Here is a 16,809-nt window from a genome sequence, read left to right as displayed (position 1 = left end):
GCGAAGTCACGCCGAGGGCCACTGTCGACGTCTAGCATCTGGTCGTATGCGAGCGCCGGGCCACGGTGCATCCCGCCCGGCGTTGAGTGCTTGGCGGTTCGTCACGGTGTTCGGCACCGTCAGTCTGCTGGCCGATTGTGTCTACGAGGGCGCCCGTTCCATCACCGGGCCGCTGCTGGCGTCATTCGGCGCGACCGGCCTGGTGGTCGGCACGGTGACCGGAATCGGTGAGGCCGCCGCGCTGGGCCTGCGACTGGTGTCGGGGCCGCTGGCCGATCGGAGCCAACGCTTCTGGGCCTGGACGATTGCCGGATACGCCCTGACGGTGCTCACCGTGCCCCTGCTCGGTGTAGCCGGCACGCTCTGGGTTGCCTGCTCATTGGTGATCGCCGAGCGGGTCGGCAAGGCGGTCCGCAGCCCCGCCAAGGACACCTTGCTGTCGCACGCCACCAGTCTCACCGGCCGGGGCCGGGGCTTCGCCGTGCACGAGGCGCTCGACCAGGTCGGTGCGGTGATCGGTCCGTTGACGGTGGCCGGGTTGTTGGCGCTCACCGGTGGTGACTATGCCCCGGCGCTGGGGGTGCTGGCGTTGCCCGGCGCCGCAACGCTGGCGCTGCTGATCTGGCTGCGGCTGCGAGTCCCGGACCCCCGGGACTATGAGCGCTACGAGCCGGGCGTGGCGCGAGCCCACCCGGCGCGCGGCGCGGCCGGGCGGTTGCCGGCGGCCTTTTGGCGGTACTGCGGTTTTGTCGCGCTCACGATGACCGGTTTCACGACCTTCGGCCTGGTGTCGTTTCACCTGGTCACCCGCGGTTTGCTGCCGGCGGCAGCGGTCCCGGTGCTCTATGCGGCAGCCATGGGCGCCGACGCGCTGGCGGCACTCGCCTCGGGGTGGTGCTACGACCGGCTCGGCAGCAAGGTCGTGCTCGCACTCCCGATTCTGTCGGCTGCCGTCGCGGTGTTCGCCTTCGCCGGCAGCGTCGCCGCGGTGGTGGTCGGGGCGCTGCTGTGGGGTGCTGCGGTGGGCATTCAGGAGTCGACGCTGCGTGCCATGGTCGCCGACTTGGTTTCGCCTCGGCGTCGAGCCAGTGCCTACGGCGTGTTCGCCGCCGGCCTGGGCGCGGCCGCCGCGGCGGGCGGAGTGCTGACTGGTTGGCTGTACGACGTCTCCGTCGGCGCGCTGATCGCGTCGATCCTGGGGATTCAACTGCTCGCACTCACTGTCGCGGGCGCCTCCAAAGTTTGCTCGGGTGGCAATCTCGGGCAGTCACCTCACTGACACCCGACGGTCATCGGCCGGTAACCGGTGGCCGCATGGGCGCCGATCTCAGTTGTGGCTCAGATCTTCGACATGAGGCACTCAGCATGTGCCACAACAGTCGGTCAGCAACCGCCGAATATGTTCACTGCCTGGGGTGTCTGCTGCACGCGAGGCACTTCTTGTGCCACCATGTACCGGTGAACCCACGACGGATCCTTCGTTCCCTCGGTGTTGTTCTGGCCCTGACTTGGCTGCTGCACAGCACCGCCGCCACCCCTCCTCCCGCCTTCGCAGACCCCTGCCCTGACGTCCAAGTTTTGTTTGCTAGAGGTACCGATGAGGTACCTGGCCTAGGCGAGACCGGGCAATCATTCGTCAACTCGCTGCGGGCCCGATTGCCCGAGCGGCCCGTGGACGCCTACGCCATCGACTACCCGGCCACCAATGACTGGCCGACAGGCATTCAGGGCATCCGCGACGCCACCACCCACATCGAGGCCACGGCGGCCAATTGCCCCAAGACCAAGATGGTGCTCGGCGGCTTCTCGCAGGGCGCCGCGGTGATGGGTTTCGCCACCGCCAGCGTCATCCCAGACGGAGTCGAAGGGGTCGATATACCACGGCCGATGCCCCCGGAGGTCGCAGATCATGTCGCGGCCGTGGTGCTCTTCGGAACCCCGAACGAGCGGGCGATGAACTTCCTCGGCCAACCGCCCTTGGCTATCGGCCCGGCATACACCGCCAAGACCATCCAGCTGTGCGCTCCCGAAGACCCGGTCTGCTCCGAAGGACTGAACTTCTCCGCGCACGCCCCCGGCGCCTACGACGGCATCGCGGACGAGGGCGCCGCCTACGCGGCAAACCGGCTCTAACCACTGTGTTCGTTCCGCACGGCCGACTTTGCGGTTTGCTGATTCGCTACCCGCGGGCCAGTGGCAAGGGCCGGACATGTCAGCATTCAAGGATGAGTTTGCGTAACACTGTTCGCACCTTCGCCGCCGCGGTGATGCTCACCGGAACACTGGTGGCCGCGCCGGTGGGCCTGCCCGCCGCCACCGCAGGGCCGTGCCCGGACGCCGAAGTGGTGTTCGCGCGCGGCTCCGGTCAGCCCGTCGGACTCGGTGACGTCGGAGAGGCTTTCGTCGGGTCCCTGCGGGAGCAGCTGGCAGGCCTGAACGTCAACGTCTATCCGGTCGAGTACCCGGCGAGCACCGACTACCACAACAGCGCGGTCCTCGGCGAGAGTGACGCCACCGCCCACATTCAGGGCACGGTCGCCAACTGCCCCAAGACCAAGCTGGTGCTCGGCGGCTACTCCCAGGGCGCCAGCGTCATCGCGATGTCCAGCAATGCGCTGCCCGCCGCGGTCGCCAACCATGTGGTCGCGGTGGCGCTGTTCGGCCCGCCGTCGAGCCCCTACTCCACGTCGTTGTGGGGCGGTCCCCTGCCGGTCCTCGCCTCGTCCTACCGCCCGAAGACCATCGACTTCTGCCTGGCGGGAGACATCTACTGCGAAGACAGCGGCAGCGTCGTCCCGCACCTGATGTACGTGCAAGACGGCAAGACCGTGGAGGCCGCGACGTTCGTGGCGAGCCGGGTCACGGCCGGCCAGAGCGTCAACTAGCACGGTGTGGCCGGCCCGAAGCCGGCCACCACGCGCATCAGGGCAGTCGTCCGGTCAGAACAGCGTCGGGATCCGCGCATCGATCAGATGCGGCCCCGGTTCTGCGACGGCCCGGCGGAACTGTTCGGCGAGCTCCTCGCAGGTGGTGGCCACCGTGGCCGGCACCCCGAACCCCTCGGCGATCTTCGCGAAGTCCATATTCGGCCGGGACAGGTCGAGCAGAGCCTCTGCCTTGGGGCCATACTGGCCCCCTTCGCCCGCGGCACCAACGCGGGCCAGTTCGAGGCGCAGGATCGCGTACGAGCTGTTGTTGATCAGCACCGTGGTCACGTTCAGGTTCTCGCGCGCCATCGTCCACAGCGCGGAGATGGTGTAGGCCGCGCTGCCGTCGGCTTGCAGCGCGATCACCGGCCGGTCCGGCGCGGCCACGGCCGCACCCAGCGCGACCGGCAGACCCTGCCCGATCGCCCCACCGGTGAGCGTGAGCACGTCGTGGCGTGGCGCACCGGCGGTTGCCGCGGGCAGCATCAGGCCCGAGGTGTTGGATTCGTCGGAGATGATCGCGTTGTCAGGCAGCAGTGCCCCGATAACCTGCACCCAGTTCTGCGGGGTGAGCTGACCGGTCGGGAGTTCGGGGCGCGCCGCGGGTGCCGGACGCGGCTGCACGCCGGCGGCCACCGCTTGGGCCAGCTGCTCCAGTGCGGCCACCACGTCGGTCTCCAGGCCGGCCAGGTTGTGCACGACGCAGCCTTCGGGAACCAGGTCGCTGGCCTTGCCGGGGTAGGCGAAGAACGACACCGGCGCCCGGGTGCCGGCCACCACCAGGTGCTTGATGCCGTCGAGTTGGAAGGCGGCCTGCTCGGCCAGGTAGCCAAGCCGGTCGATCGCCGGGACCCCGGCGCCGCGGACGAGCCGGGCCGGGAAGGTCTCGACCAGGGCACGGGCCCCGGTTGCGGCGACGATCCGGTCGGTGGCCTCCAGGGCGCGCACATCGGCGACGGCGGGCCCGCCGATCAGGATCGCCACCGGCTCACCGCTGCCCAGCACGGCGGCGACATCGGCGACGGCCTGTGCGTCGGGGGCAGCGGCGGGGACCGGGTCGACGGGCCCGGCCGCCTGCGCGCCGTCCTCCCAGGAGATGTCGGCGGGCAGAATCAGGTTGGCCACCTGCGCCGGGCTGGACATCGACTCCGCGACCGCTTCGGCGGCATCGCGACCGACGTCATCACCGGAGTTGGTGCGGCGCACCCAGCCGTGGGTCCAGTCGGTCAGCGGTTCGATGTCGGATTCCAGCGGCGCGTCGTACTTCTTGTGGTATGTGGCGTGGTCCCCGATGACGTTGACCACCGGCACATGCGCCCGGCGGGCGTTGTGCAGATTAGCCAGTCCGTTTCCCAGGCCGGGCCCCAGGTGCAGCAGCGTGGCAGCCGGCTTAGCGGCCACCCGTGCATAGCCGTCGGCGGCGCCGGTCACCACACCTTCGAACAGACACAACACCCCGCGCATCTGCGGCACCGAGTCCAGGGCGGCCACGAAATGCATCTCGGAAGTACCTGGGTTGGCGAAGCAGACCTGCACCCCGCTGTCGACCAGGGTGGCGATCAGGGCCTGTGCTCCGTTAGTCATATGACTGCCTTTCTTGCCGAGCACCAAACATTGCGGGACGCGCGATCTGCTGCCTATAGAAGCACGCCCGGATTGAGGATCCCGGCGGGGTCGAAAGCATCCTTGATCCGGCGCATCAGCGCGATCTTGACCGGGTCCTCGAGCTCCAAGAAATGCTGCGTCTTGACCCGTCCCAGGCCGTGCTCACCGGAGATGGCGCCGCCAAGGGCCATCGCGGCCGCGAAGATGTCATGCAGCAGCCGGTGACGCACCTCGTCGTCGGCGCAGAACACCGCCAAGTGGACGTTGCCGTCACCGGCGTGTCCGCAGCCGACCACACCGGCACCCACGTCCTGGGCCAATTCTTTTGCCTTGGTGAGGAACTGGTGCATCTCGGCCCGCGGGACCACCACATCGATGACATCGTGTGCGCCGGCGGCCTTGGCCGTCCAGAACGCCTTCTCGCGGGCTTCGATCAGGGCGTGCGCTGAATTACCTTCCAGCACATAGACATCGTCGGCGCCGAGTGAGGCCAGCAGTTCGCCCAGCATGGCCACGTCGTCGTCGAGGCGCGCACGGTCGCGGTTCTCCACCCCCACTACCAGGTAGGCCTCCGCGGTCTCACGCACCGCGTCGGGGATGCCCAGGTTCAGGTTCTGCGAGTAGCTGATCGCGGCCAGGGTGAGCTTGTCGACGTATTCGAGAATCACCGGGTCCACCCCGCTGCGCACCACCGCCGGCACCGCACGCATCACCGCGGGCAGATCGCAGAACGGCGCCAACAGCGTGGCGGAATGCCCGAGCCGTGGGTAGAGCCGCACGGTGACCTCGGTGGCCAGCGCGCAGGTGCCCTCCGACCCGATGATCAGCTGGGTCAGGTCATAACCGGTGGACAGCTTGGTGATTCGGCCGCCGGTGCGGATCAGCTCACCGGTCGGCAACGCGGCCTGCAAGCCCAGCACGTTGTGCCGCGTCACCCCGTACTTGACCGCGCGCATACCACCGGCATTCGTGCCGACGTTGCCTCCGACACTGGCGGACAGCTCCCCGGGGAAGACGGTGTACATCAGCCCCGCCTCGGCCGTCGCGGTGTCGAGGTCGGCCAACGTCACGCCCGGCTGCACCACGGCAACCTGATTGTCGGTATCGATCTCCAGGATCGCGTTCATCCGCTCGAAGGAGATCAGCAGACCGTCGGCGCACGGCCGGGCGCCTGCCGACATGCCGGTGCCTGATCCACGGGCGGTCACCGGAACCTTGGCTTCGGTTGCCGCGGCCAGCAGCGCCGCGACCTGCTCGGCGGTCTGCGGGCGGGCCACATAGCTCGGCATCACCGGCGCTCCGACCAGCGCCTCGTCATGCGCGTAGTCGGGGCCGATCTGCTCACCGCTCAGCAGTCCACCTGCTCCGACGATGTCGGTGAACTTCTGCGCGAGATCGCTGTCTAGCGTGGCCATCCGTCCCTACTTTCCAAATCCGGCGTCACGTAATGCCTGAGCCATCGATCCGCCTGCCGGTGCCGCGTCCCGGCGCCCGGCACTGTTACCGGGACGCCGCCCACGATTCTGCTTCGCGTTGTCACCACGCGCACCCGGTTTGGCCGCCGGGCCGCGAGCGGGCTTGTCCGCCGGCTTGTCCCCCAGCCGCAGGGTCAGCCCGATGCGCTGGCGGTCGACGTCGACGTCGACGACCTTCACCTTCACCACCTGGCCGGACTTGACCACCTCGTGCGGGTCGGAGATGAAACGGTCTGCCATCGCCGAGACGTGCACCAGGCCGTCCTGGTGCACGCCGACGTCAACGAAAGCGCCAAAGGCCGCGACATTGGTCACCACCCCCTCCAAAACCATGCCCACCTTGAGGTCGCCCACCTTCTCCACTCCCGCGGCGAAGGTCGCCGTGGAGAACGCCGGTCGCGGGTCGCGTCCCGGCTTCTCCAGCTCGGCGAGGATGTCGGTCACGGTCGGGACACCGAACCGGTCGTCGGCGAAGTCGCCGGGTTTCAGCGACCGCAGCACTCGCTCGTCGCCGATGATCTCGGCCAGCGACACTCCCGAGCGGTCCAGGATGCGCCGAACCACCGGGTAAGCCTCGGGATGCACCCCCGAGGAGTCCAGCGGGTCGTCACCATCGCGGATGCGCAAGAACCCGGCACACTGCTCGAATGCCTTGGGCCCCAACCGTGGCACATCGAGCAGGGCGGCGCGATTGCGGAAGGGCCCGGTGTGGTCGCGGTACGCCACGATGGCTTCGGCCAGCGACTCCGACACCCCCGACACCTTGGCCAGCAGCGGCGCCGAGGCGGTGTTCAGGTCGACGCCCACGGCGTTCACCGCGTCTTCGACCACCGCATCGAGGCTGCGCGCCAGGGTTCCCGGCGTCACGTCGTGCTGGTACTGGCCGACGCCGATGGACTTCGGCTCGATCTTGACCAGCTCGGCCAGGGGATCCTGTAGCCGCCGTGCGATCGACACCGCCCCGCGCAGCGTGACGTCCAGATCGGGAAGCTCGTGCGCGGCGTAGGCCGACGCCGAGTACACCGACGCGCCGGCCTCGCTGACCATCGCCTTGGTCGGCGCGGGAGCACCGATGCTCTTGAGGTCGGCGATCAGCTCCGCGGCCAGGGCATCGGTCTCGCGCGACGCGGTGCCGTTGCCGACCGCGATCAGGTCCACACCGTGGCGGGCGACCAGTGCGGCCAGTGCGGCCTTGGCCTGGTCCCACTGCTTTTGCGGTTGGTGCGGGAAGATCGCGCAGGTGTCGACGACCTTGCCGGTGCCGTCGACAACTGCGACCTTCACCCCGGTCCGAAAGCCCGGGTCGAGGCCGAGTGTGGTGCGGTTGCCCGCCGGCGCCGCCAACAGCAGGTCTTTGAGGTTCTTGGCGAACACCGCGACCGCGTCCTGCTCGGCACGCTGACGCAAGCGCATCCGGGCGTCGACTGCTGCCGAGAACGCCAGCCTGGTGTCCCATGCCCACCGCACGGTGTCGGCCAACCAGGGCGTGGCCTGGCCCGGTGCGGTCATGTCCACGCCGAGAGACTTGGCGACCATCGCCTGGTAGGGCTCGTTGTCGCCGCCGTCGAAGGCCAGCGCCAGGGCGTCCTCCTTCTCGCCGCGCAACACGGCCAGCACCCGGTGCGACGGCATGGTCTCCAGCGCTTCGCCGAACTCGAAGTAGTCCCGGAATTTTTGTGCCGCAGCACTTTTCGCGACATCTTCAGAGCGAGGCATAGTCCGCAGCGAGCCCGCCGACCAGAACTTCTCCCGGACCGCACCCACCAGCTCGGCGTCCTCGGCGGCACGTTCGACCAGAATCGCGCGGGCACCCTCCAACGCGGCCGCCGCGTCGGCGACCTCTTCGCCGGTGTACTCCGACGCGAGCTGCCCCGGGTCCAATGCGGGGTCGGCGAGCAGCCGGTCAGCCAGTGGCTCCAGGCCCGCCTCGCGCGCGATCTGCGCCTTGGTGCGGCGCTTGGGTTTGTAGGGCAGGTAGATGTCCTCGACACGGGCCTTGGTGTCGGCCGACAGCAGCGCGGCCTTGAGCTCGTCGGTGAGCTTGCCCTGTTCCTCGATCGAGGACAGCACCGCGGCCCGCCGGTCGTCGAGCTCGCGCAGGTAGCGCAGCCGCTCCTCCAGGGTGCGCAGCTGGCCGTCATCGAGGCTGCCGGTGACCTCTTTGCGGTAGCGGGCGATGAACGGCACCGTCGCCCCCTCGTCGAGCAGCGCGACGGCGGCCGCGACCTGTCGTTCGGCTACTTCCAGTTCGTCGGCTAGGCGGGCATTCACCGGTTTGAGGGTCACGTTCGCGGTCACGCCGACGGACCCTACCGAACGCCGCTGACGATTCCTGGCTCCGGGACGGCGTGGACCCGCCCCTCTTCCTGGACGGCGAGACACTTCCATAGCCGCGAGCTCAGGTATCGCGGCCCGAACCGCGAGAAGATGGCATCGTGACGACCTACGCCGAGATCCGCAACAACGCCCCGCTGTGGCCGGGGGTGATGGACCGCTCGCTGCTCGGCAACCGGCAGGCGCAGGCCGCCTTGTATCTGGCCGACGTGGCCAAGCGCGGCAAGTGGAGCACGGTGATCCGGGAACTCGACCGCGGCGATCACGTAGTCGATGTGAAGGCCTGGCGGCCCGGGGGCAAGACCTGGCTGACCGTGCTGCATCAGGCCGGCTGGCACGGCGCGTCTGCAGACATCGCGTCCTGGCTGATCGAGCAGGGCGCACTGCGCTCACAACCAGACGCCGCCGGCCGCACTGCCTACGACATTGCCGTCGAACACCAACGGCCCCCCGAACTGCTGGAAGTGCTCAGACCCCCGCCGGCGCCGCTGGACCGAGACCGGGTTGACGCGCTCAACTGCCAGCTCACCGCCGTGATCGACGACCTGATCCAACACCTGTTCCGGGGTGGTGACCTGCGCCAGATGCTGCGCTATCCCCCGGTCGAGGTGCTGCACGAGCTGCCCCGAAAACAACTGTGGTTCCCGGTGCCCTACCTGTGGGGAGGATTCCGGGTCGGCCTGCAGGACAACGACATCGAACTGTTCGGCGGCTACCGAGAACTCGATCCGGTCGGTGATGTGCACGTAGCGACGGTCGGCTATCGCATCACGGCCGAGGGCCCATTGCAGGTCTACGAGGGCTACGAATAGCCACTGATCTCGCGTAACTTCCCCTTGGCGATCTTGCCGCCGGATGAGCGCGGCAACTCGTCGATGACGACAAGACGTTCCGGCAACAGCTCTTTGGACACCTCAAGCGCCAGTAGGTGCTCGATGAGTTCGGCCAACGCAAGGGTGCCTGTCCCCGCGCGCGCCGCATCGGCGAGTTCGACGTAGACGCAGACCTTCTCACCGAAGACCTGGTCGCGTATCGGCACCGCGGCCGCCACCGCGATCGCCGGATGGGTCATCACCGCGTCCTCGACCTGGGCGGCGCTGATGTTCTTGCCGCCGCGCAGAATGAAATCCGACGTCCGGCCGGTGACACTCAGGTAGCCGTCGGCGTCGATCTCGCAGATGTCCCCCATCCGCATCCAGCCGTCGGCGGTGAACAGCTTGTCGTGATCGACCCCGTTGAGGTAGCCGAGGCTGGTGGCCGGCCCTCGGCAGGCGGGCTGCCCCCGGCCGGTGTCGGTCACGTCGGTGTTGCCGTTTTCGCCACCGAAGAGCCGGACCGCCATCTCCGGGACGATTCGCCCGCCGGTCCGCAGCCGACGCTCCAACGAATCGTCGAGAGTGGTGGCGCTGAGCACCCCGGTTTCGTTGGAGCCGTAAAACTGCAGGATCTTCGCTCCGGTGAGCTCCTCGAACTCCGCGGCCGGCCGGTAAGGCAACGCCTCCCCGCCGGTGAAAACCACCCGCAAGGAACTCAAATCGAACTCGCGGCTGGCAGCATCTGCCATCATCATGGTCAATTGAGTGCTGACACAGCACAATACGGTGACCCGGTGCCGCGCTATCGCAGCGCACGTCGCGGCCGCGGTGAAGCGGTCCAGCAGGATCGCCGTGGCGCCGAGGTGGATCGGGCTGGTGTGGCTGGTCCAGAGACCGAAGCCGAACGGAGTGGGAATGATCGGCAGGAAGACGTCGTCGGAGCTCAGCTGCCCGTTGGCGACGGCCAGTTGGTGAAAGTAATGCCAGCGATTCTGGGTGTGCACCACACACTTGGGCAGCCCGGTGGTACCGGAGGTGGAGTTGATCAGGAAGACATCATCGGGGCCGAGTTGCGGTCCAGGTACACCGATTTCGGTGGCCAACCGTAACTCATCGATACTGCGCGTCTCGATCTCGAGTCCGCCGGCGGCGGCGTGCCGCTGCTCGTCGGTGATCAGCAGCTGGGCCTGCGATGCGGCCAGGATCGCGGCCACCTCACGCAGTCCAGCCCGAGCACCGATTCCGACCACGATCGCCCCGCAGCGCTCGATCGCCACGAACAGCACATGGATGGCCGCGGAATCGCGATGCCACACCGCGATCCGGTGTCCGGGGCGTACACCGGTACCTGCCAGACGTGCCGCCAACTCCTGCGCCGCGGTGTCGAATTCCTGCCAGGTCATGCCTGCACCGAGATAATCCACGTAGGCATCCCGGGCGGGGAATTGTTGGGCGTTGCGGCGCACCGCATCGGAGAGCGTGGCCTGCGACCACCAGCCGACCGCGTGATAGTGAGCGGCTTCAGCGGCGGTGTAAGCCGGTGAATTCCAGTCGGTGTCGGAAGACATCTCGCTTACCGCCTCCGATCAGTCGACTTCGTTCGATATCAGTAGATATCAGTAGATGTAGTCTTCGCCGCTCGCTCGCACGGTGATGTCACTGATACTGATGCCCCAGGGCTGATCGATGACGTGCACCACCGCCTCGGCGAGGTCTTCGGGGGTGATCAGCCAGTACTTCACCGAGTCGATGTCGGTCTGCTCGGGTTCCAGGGTGCCCTCGGCGAACGCGGTGACCGATTGCATGTAGCTCTGGCCGCGGGACCCGACGATGCCCATGATCGCGGCACCGTTGACCACCCCTTTGCCGAGGTTGGTGCCCAGAACACCGGTCGGCTTGACCGTGGTGACCTTGATCTTTCCCTTCGCCTCGCTGCGCAGCGAATCCGAGAGGACGGCGACCGCGGCTTTGGTCGCGCTGTAGACCCCCGAGCCGGCCACACCGGCGTTGCCGTAAATCGACGAGATGTTGACGACGTGCCCGCGGCCTTGGGCGATCATCTGGTCGTAGACGGCCGAAATGCCGTTCACCACACCCTTGATGTTGATGTCGATCGCCCGGTGCCACTGCTGCCAGGCCTTCTCGTGATCGGCGAAATAGGCCAGTGGCATCACACCGGCATTGTTGACGATGACGTCCACCGCGCCGAAGGTCTGCACCGCGTGCTGCACGGCGGCCTTCATCTGATCGATGTCGGTGACATCGGCCACCTGATAGGTGCCGGACCGTCCCGCCTCGCGGATCCCGTCGAAGACCGCCGCGAGGTTCTCGGCACCGATGTCGACGCCGACAACGCGGGCTCCGGCGGCGGCGCACTTCTCGGCGATCAGTTTGCCGAAACCACCGCCGGCACCGGTGATGACGACGACCTTGTCCTGCAGGTGCTGCGACATAGTCGGCCAGTTTAGGTGTCCGGCGTCGCCCCGGTTGCCACCGCCCGATTTGCTCGCCGACAGGCGGCGCGTTCGAACGCCCGGTAACGGGTCCGGAGGCTATGGTCACTTCGTGAAGCGTCGAACGGCACTGGGGCTCCCCCTTCTGCTGGCGGCGGGTCCCACATTGAGCCGGCTCCCACTTGCCGGCGCGGACCCCGGCCGCTGGTCGATCGACCGGGTGAACCGCTGGTATCAGGCGCAGGGTTGGCCGGTCGGCTCCAACTACATCACCTCCACCGCGGTCAACCAGCTCGAGATGTTCCAGCCGGGCACGTTCGATCTGCGGCGGATCGACTCCGAGTTGGGCTGGGCCCGATCGGCAGGCTTCAACACGGTGCGGGTGTTCCTGCACGACCAGCTGTGGGCCGCCGATCAGCGGGGCTTCCAGTACCGGCTGGGCCAGTTCGTCGCCGTCGCCGCGCGCCACCGCATCAAGCCGATGTTCGTACTGTTCGATTCCTGCTGGGACCCGCACCCCAAGGCCGGACCACAGCCGGCCCCGCGAGTCGGCATCCACAATTCACGATGGGTGCAGAGCCCCGGCGCCGACCGCCTCGGGGACCGCAACTACTACCGCACCCTGCATGACTACGTCACCGGTGTGATGACCCAGTTCCGGTACGACGAACGGATCCTGGCCTGGGACCTATGGAACGAACCGGACAACATGGCCCGCGAATACAGTGCCGTCGAACGGTCGGACAAGCTGGATTACATCAGTGACCTGCTGCCCCAGGTGTTCAGTTGGGCCCGGTCGGTCGATGCCCGTCAGCCGTTGACCAGTGGGATCTGGGAGGGCTCGCGTCAGGGCAGCACGATCGTCAACACCCAACTGGGCAGCTCCGACGTCATCACGTTCCACTCGTACGACAAGCCGGCGACGTTCAGTGAGCGCATCGCCGAACTGGCGCCCCTGGGCCGGCCGATGATGTGCACCGAATATCTGGCTCGTACCCGCGGCAACACCATCGACGGGATTCTGCCGATCATGAAGCGCCACAATGTGGGCGCCTACAACTGGGGCTTCGTCGCCGGGCGAACCCAGACCTACCTGCCGTGGGACTCCTGGGACAACCCCTACACCGCCGAGCCGCAGACCTGGTTCCACGATCTGGTGCAGCCCACCGGTCGCGCGTACCGGAATCTGGAGATCATGACGATCAGCAACCTCACCGGCCGCTGACCAGCCACCTACCTGGCAAGCCTCCGTATGAATCCAGCGATGTTGACGCTACCGGCTGATCGCGGCGCGGTTCAGTGATGAAATCATTAGCGGCAATGTCGTCGGGCACGCAGTTCGGTGACCGGGGTTCATGGGTTTCCGTGAGGAGTCGGTGATGAGCGAGACCGCGTCGGGTTCGCGGGCTGGGTCACGGGTGGGGCGTTACCTCCTCAAACGGCTGCTGGGGCGCGGCACCACCGGTGAGGTCTATGAGGCGGTCGACACCTATAAGGACCGCACCGCCGCGCTCAAACTGCTGGCGCCGGCGTTGGGCGGGAATCCGGCTTTCCGCGAGTGGCTGCAGCGTGAGGCGCTGGTCGTCGGGCGGGTGCAGGAGCCTCATGTGGTCCCGGTTCGCGACTACGGCGAGCTCGACGGCCAGGTGTTCATCGATATGCCCCTGGTGGCCGGTGCCGACCTGGCCGCACTGTTGAAGCGCAACGGCGCGCTGCCCCCGTCGCGTGCGGTGAACGTCGTGTGGCAGGCAGCGTCGGCCCTGGATGCCGCGCACAGCGTCGGCGTGATCCACCGCGGTGTCAAACCGCGCAACATTCTGCTGACCAGTGATGACTTCGTCTATCTGGTCGATTTCGGGCTGGCCGGAGCTCCCGGAGCCGAGGCGGCCGACGCCGAGAATGCGGGTGCCCGCTGGAAGTACGCGGCACCGGAGTTGTTCTCCGGCAGTGACTTCGGGCCGGCTGTCGATGTCTATGCGCTGGCATGCGTGCTCTATCAGTGCGTGACGGGATCGCCGCCGTACCGGGCCGACAGCCTCAAGATGCTGGCCAATGCGCATCAGACCAAACCGATTCCGCGGCCCAGCTACGCCGGGGCGACCATCCCCGCCGCCTTGGACGAGGTAGTCGCCAAAGGTATGGCCAAGGACCCCCACGAGCGTTATGCCAGCGCCGCGGAGCTCGCAACCGCGGCCTATCAGGCGCTCAGCGCGCCCGATCAGCACCGGACCCTGCAGATCTATGAGACCAGCCAGCAGTCCACGCCGCCGTTGATCGAGCAGCCCCAACAAAGCACGCCGCCGGTGGTGCCGACCGAGGTGCCACCCTCCGAGCCGACCGCGGCGGCCGAGGTTCCCCAAGCCCCGGTGCGCGAGGCGCCGCCGGTGCCCGAGCCGCAGCCGACCCAACCGGCCGCCCCGCCGGCCCAGCCCGACCCGATTCCCGCGCCCGTGACCGCTGCCCGCCCCACGGGGCAGCCGGGCCCGTCCCGGGTCTCGACGGCCGCCGACGACTGGTTCAGTTCGTCACGCCGACTACGCCTGCATCACGATCCCGCCAAGCGCAAGCTGCTGCTGCGGGTCGGAGCGGCGCTGGTCATCGTCGTCGGGTTGATCATCTGGATGACGAACCGATCGGGTTCCGACGACCTGGCCGCCGACACCGACACCTCGCCATCCGCCGCGGGGGTGACTCAGCCCACCACGACAGTGTCGTCGGCCGAGGCTCAGGCCCGTCTGTTCAAGCTGCTGCCCTCGGGCTACCCGCAGGACACCTGCACATCGACGACACCGTCGGGCGGGGCGATCGCCGAGGTGACGTGTGGCCGCAACACCGACGTCGACGGCCCGCCGGCGGCGACCTACGCACTGTTCTCCGATGCCAGCTCGCTGCGCCAGAGCTTCGACAACACGGTGCAGGCCACCACCGTCGTCAACTGTCCGGGCCGAATCCAGTCGCCGGGCGCCTGGCACCGCACCGCCAGCCCGGACAAAACGGCCGGAACGCTGCTGTGCGGCACCCGACAGGGGTCTCCCGTGCTGGTGTGGACCAACGACGCCAACCTGGTGATCGGCTCCCTGCGGACCGAGCGCAACACACCCACGCTGGAGCAGTTCTACGCGTGGTGGAGTTCGCACTCCTGAGCATCGATCCTTGAGAGCCGAACAAACGCAGCTGTCAAATCCGTTAGGCTTTTCCTCCTGGAGTCACTGCATCACCCGGCGGTTCAGCGAGGCTCGACGAAGGAGAGGCGAAGCTGGAACCGCCGCAGGAAGCCCGAGATCAGTCGAACCGAGGAGTCAGCCCATAATGAAGTTCTTCACAACTGCCGTGGCAGCCGCGGGCGCGTTGGCCGCAGCCGGAGCCGTCACCGCCGCGACCGCCAGCGCGGACGCCGGCGACGCCGCACCCTCGACCCACCCGATCGGCACCCAGGGCACCGTGGAGAACGGCGGTGTCATCCAGGGCTGGACCGTCAGTGACCTGCGGCCCAGCTCCGACGCCATCCCCTACCAGCCGCGCGGCACCCTGTGGGAGGCCACCGCCACCGACGTGGCCATCCAGGGCAACGTCACCCCGGTGATCGCCAACCTCGGCGCACGCTCGGCGAGCGGACAGACCTACCCGGCGCTGTTCACCGTGGCCAGCGCGCAGGGCGTGAACCCGGCCAACCTGACGCAGGGCCAGAAGACCAGCGGCAAGGTCTACTTCGACGTCACCGGCGACGTGCCCAACAGCGCGGTCTACCAGGGCGCCGGTCAGGATCTGCTGGTCTGGACCCCCGCCGCGCCGACCACGCCGGCCGGCGGTTCGTCGGGTCCGGCGGCGACCGGTTCGCAGCGGGCCTCCGGTCCGGCGGCCACCGGCACCAAGCCTGCCCAACCGGGCACCCAGGGCGCCCCGGCCGCTACCGAGACCACGCCGGCTGCCGCCGGTAGCCAGGGCACCCCGCTGCCCGCGAGCAGCCAGGGCACCCCGTTGCCGGCCGAGGCCGGCGGCACTCCGGTCGCTGCCACCGGTTCGGAGGTTCCGGCCGCCACGGGCACCTCGGGGTCGCAGACCCAGGCCGGCGCGGGCAGCGCAGAAGCGTCGACTCCGGCCGGCGGCCCGGCGCCGTCGTCGCAGCAGACCCCGGGTACGCCGACCCAGTCCGAGGCATCGGCTGCCGCCGGCAGCTCGGGTACGCCGCTTCCCGCGGAGGCGCCCGGTGCGTCGACGACGGAAGCGACCGGTACGACGGGCACGGCGGGCACCGGTTCGGAAGGCACCACGTCGGCTGCCGCCGGAAACCAGGGCACGCCGCTTCCGGCCGCCGCCCCCGGTACCCCCGCCGCCAGCGGCGCGAGCGGCTCGACCACGTCGAACTGACCGAAGTTCATAGCCAATCCGGCCCGGCCTCCTACCGCGAGGTCGGGCCGGTCTCGTTCCTGGGTAGCCTGGTCCCCAGCTCGTTAGGATTGAAGTACTTGAGTACCAATGTCGTCGGCATACAGCCGATTTGAGGAGACACTCCGATGAAGTCCATCTCGACCGCCCTGGCCGCGGGAGCACTGGCCGCCGCGGGCGTCCTCAGCACCGGGATCGCCGGCGCGGACCCTGACCCGGCCCCGGCTCCCGCCCCAGCAACACAACCGATCGGCACGCAGGGAACCGTGCCCGAAGGCCCCGGCGTGCACGGCTGGACCATCAGCGATCTGCGCCCCAGCTCGGATGCGATTCCCTATCAGCCGCGTGGCACCCTGTGGGAGGCCACCGCCACCGACGAGGCGATCCAGGGCGCCGTTTTCCCGATCGTCGCCAACCTCAGTGCCCGTTCGGCCAGCGGCCAGAACTACCAGGCTTTGTTCACCGTGCCCACCGCACAGGGCATCGCTCCCGCAGCCCTGACTCAGGGCCAGAAGGCCAGCGGCAAGGTCTATTTCGACGTCACCGGCGACGCACCGAACAGCATGGTCTACCAGACCGGCGGCAACGATCTGATTCGCTGGGTGGCCCCGGCTCCGCAGGCGCCGGCGCAGCCGCAAGCACCCGCGGGCGGCTCCCAGCTCCCGGCGAACGGTGGCAGTAACCGGGCACCTGCCGCACCGGCTCGTCCCCCGGCGTCGCGGCCCGCGCACCCCACACCGTCAGCTCCGCCGTCCGGCAGCTCCGGGACACCGCTGCCCGAGGGCAGTTCCGGGACCCCGCTGCCCTGATTCAG

At 68.4% G+C, this 16,809-nt stretch carries 13 protein-coding genes; 8 read left to right on the top strand and 5 right to left on the bottom strand.

Features of this window, described 5'->3' with window-relative positions; genetic code table 11:
• Positions 1-46 precede the first annotated feature (46 nt).
• The 3 genes from ACKY0W_RS08470 to ACKY0W_RS08460 all read left to right on the top strand — a co-directional run bounded on the left by ACKY0W_RS08470 (position 47) and on the right by ACKY0W_RS08460 (position 2,885).
• Entirely contained in the window at positions 47-1,279 is a 1,233-nt protein-coding gene (locus ACKY0W_RS08470) for an MFS transporter (RefSeq protein ID WP_409437183.1), read from the top strand.
• Positions 1,280-1,440: 161 nt separating this feature from the next.
• Positions 1,441-2,133 (top strand): cutinase family protein, encoded by a 693-nt coding sequence (locus ACKY0W_RS08465; protein WP_409437182.1) that lies wholly within the window; start codon positions 1,441-1,443, stop codon positions 2,131-2,133.
• Positions 2,134-2,225: 92 nt separating this feature from the next.
• Entirely contained in the window at positions 2,226-2,885 is a 660-nt protein-coding gene (locus ACKY0W_RS08460; RefSeq protein ID WP_409437181.1) for a cutinase family protein, read from the top strand.
• Positions 2,886-2,939: 54 nt separating this feature from the next.
• Here ACKY0W_RS08460 and ACKY0W_RS08455 read toward each other — a convergent pair whose 3' ends face one another.
• From ACKY0W_RS08455 to ACKY0W_RS08445, 3 genes are read right to left on the bottom strand one after another with little or no spacing between them, the layout of a single operon-like run.
• Complete coding sequence (locus ACKY0W_RS08455) at positions 2,940-4,511, bottom strand: acetolactate synthase large subunit (RefSeq protein ID WP_409437180.1); 1,572 nt, start codon at positions 4,509-4,511, stop codon at positions 2,940-2,942.
• A 53-nt stretch (positions 4,512-4,564) separates the two neighbouring features.
• Positions 4,565-5,947 (bottom strand): FAD-binding oxidoreductase, encoded by a 1,383-nt coding sequence (locus tag ACKY0W_RS08450; protein WP_409437179.1) that lies wholly within the window; start codon positions 5,945-5,947, stop codon positions 4,565-4,567.
• Between the two features lie 6 nt (positions 5,948-5,953).
• Positions 5,954-8,305: a Tex family protein gene (locus ACKY0W_RS08445; RefSeq protein WP_409437178.1), complete on the bottom strand. Its 2,352-nt coding sequence runs from the start codon at positions 8,303-8,305 to the stop codon at positions 5,954-5,956.
• 137 nt (positions 8,306-8,442) lie between these two features.
• On the opposite strand from ACKY0W_RS08445, the gene ACKY0W_RS08440 reads away from it, so the two are divergent.
• Complete coding sequence (locus tag ACKY0W_RS08440) at positions 8,443-9,153, top strand: ankryin (protein ID WP_409437177.1); 711 nt, start codon at positions 8,443-8,445, stop codon at positions 9,151-9,153.
• On the opposite strand, the gene ACKY0W_RS08435 is transcribed toward ACKY0W_RS08440, so the two are convergent.
• Together ACKY0W_RS08435 and ACKY0W_RS08430 are read right to left on the bottom strand one after the other, a co-directional pair.
• The gene (locus ACKY0W_RS08435) at positions 9,144-10,724 is read right to left on the bottom strand and encodes an AMP-binding protein (RefSeq protein ID WP_409437176.1); all 1,581 of its coding nucleotides are present in this window, start codon (positions 10,722-10,724) and stop codon (positions 9,144-9,146) included. The two genes, ACKY0W_RS08440 and ACKY0W_RS08435, sit on opposite strands and share 10 nt — an antisense overlap.
• Before the next feature lie 48 nt (positions 10,725-10,772).
• Positions 10,773-11,609 (bottom strand): SDR family oxidoreductase, encoded by an 837-nt coding sequence (locus tag ACKY0W_RS08430; RefSeq protein WP_409437175.1) that lies wholly within the window; start codon positions 11,607-11,609, stop codon positions 10,773-10,775.
• Positions 11,610-11,721: 112 nt separating this feature from the next.
• Between ACKY0W_RS08430 and ACKY0W_RS08425 the strand changes: the two genes are divergently transcribed.
• The 4 genes from ACKY0W_RS08425 to ACKY0W_RS08410 all read left to right on the top strand — a co-directional run bounded on the left by ACKY0W_RS08425 (position 11,722) and on the right by ACKY0W_RS08410 (position 16,804).
• Positions 11,722-12,834, top strand: a complete 1,113-nt coding sequence (locus tag ACKY0W_RS08425; RefSeq protein WP_409437174.1) for a 1,4-beta-xylanase — start codon at positions 11,722-11,724, stop codon at positions 12,832-12,834.
• Positions 12,835-12,988: 154 nt separating this feature from the next.
• Positions 12,989-14,752, top strand: a complete 1,764-nt coding sequence (locus tag ACKY0W_RS08420; protein ID WP_409437173.1) for a serine/threonine-protein kinase — start codon at positions 12,989-12,991, stop codon at positions 14,750-14,752.
• 166 nt (positions 14,753-14,918) lie between these two features.
• Positions 14,919-15,977 carry a DUF1942 domain-containing protein gene (locus ACKY0W_RS08415; RefSeq protein WP_409437172.1) on the top strand — a complete coding sequence of 353 codons (1,059 nt, stop codon included), beginning with the start codon at positions 14,919-14,921 and terminating at the stop codon, positions 15,975-15,977.
• Positions 15,978-16,123: 146 nt separating this feature from the next.
• Entirely contained in the window at positions 16,124-16,804 is a 681-nt protein-coding gene (locus ACKY0W_RS08410; protein ID WP_409437171.1) for an MPT63 family protein, read from the top strand.
• Positions 16,805-16,809 lie beyond the last annotated feature (5 nt).

It is taken from the genome of Mycobacterium sp. SMC-14, assembly GCF_046250075.1.
GTDB lineage: Bacteria > Actinomycetota > Actinomycetes > Mycobacteriales > Mycobacteriaceae > Mycobacterium.
The sequence above is the reverse complement of the archived record's forward strand: the minus strand, read 5'-3'. Positions and strand labels throughout refer to the sequence as shown.

Excerpts from the sequence above, each read along its gene's own strand:
- ACKY0W_RS08410 (WP_409437171.1), top strand. The coding sequence starts at position 16,124 with ATGAAGTCCATCTCGACCGCCCTGGCCGCGGGAGCACTGGCCGCCGCG.
- ACKY0W_RS08450 (WP_409437179.1), bottom strand. The coding sequence starts at position 5,947 with ATGGCCACGCTAGACAGCGATCTCGCGCAGAAGTTCACCGACATCGTC.
- ACKY0W_RS08460 (WP_409437181.1), top strand. The coding sequence starts at position 2,226 with ATGAGTTTGCGTAACACTGTTCGCACCTTCGCCGCCGCGGTGATGCTC.
- ACKY0W_RS08455 (WP_409437180.1), bottom strand. The coding sequence starts at position 4,511 with ATGACTAACGGAGCACAGGCCCTGATCGCCACCCTGGTCGACAGCGGG.
- ACKY0W_RS08435 (WP_409437176.1), bottom strand. The coding sequence starts at position 10,724 with ATGTCTTCCGACACCGACTGGAATTCACCGGCTTACACCGCCGCTGAA.
- ACKY0W_RS08430 (WP_409437175.1), bottom strand. The coding sequence starts at position 11,609 with ATGTCGCAGCACCTGCAGGACAAGGTCGTCGTCATCACCGGTGCCGGC.
- ACKY0W_RS08470 (WP_409437183.1), top strand. The coding sequence starts at position 47 with ATGCGAGCGCCGGGCCACGGTGCATCCCGCCCGGCGTTGAGTGCTTGG.
- ACKY0W_RS08415 (WP_409437172.1), top strand. The coding sequence starts at position 14,919 with ATGAAGTTCTTCACAACTGCCGTGGCAGCCGCGGGCGCGTTGGCCGCA.
- ACKY0W_RS08420 (WP_409437173.1), top strand. The coding sequence starts at position 12,989 with ATGAGCGAGACCGCGTCGGGTTCGCGGGCTGGGTCACGGGTGGGGCGT.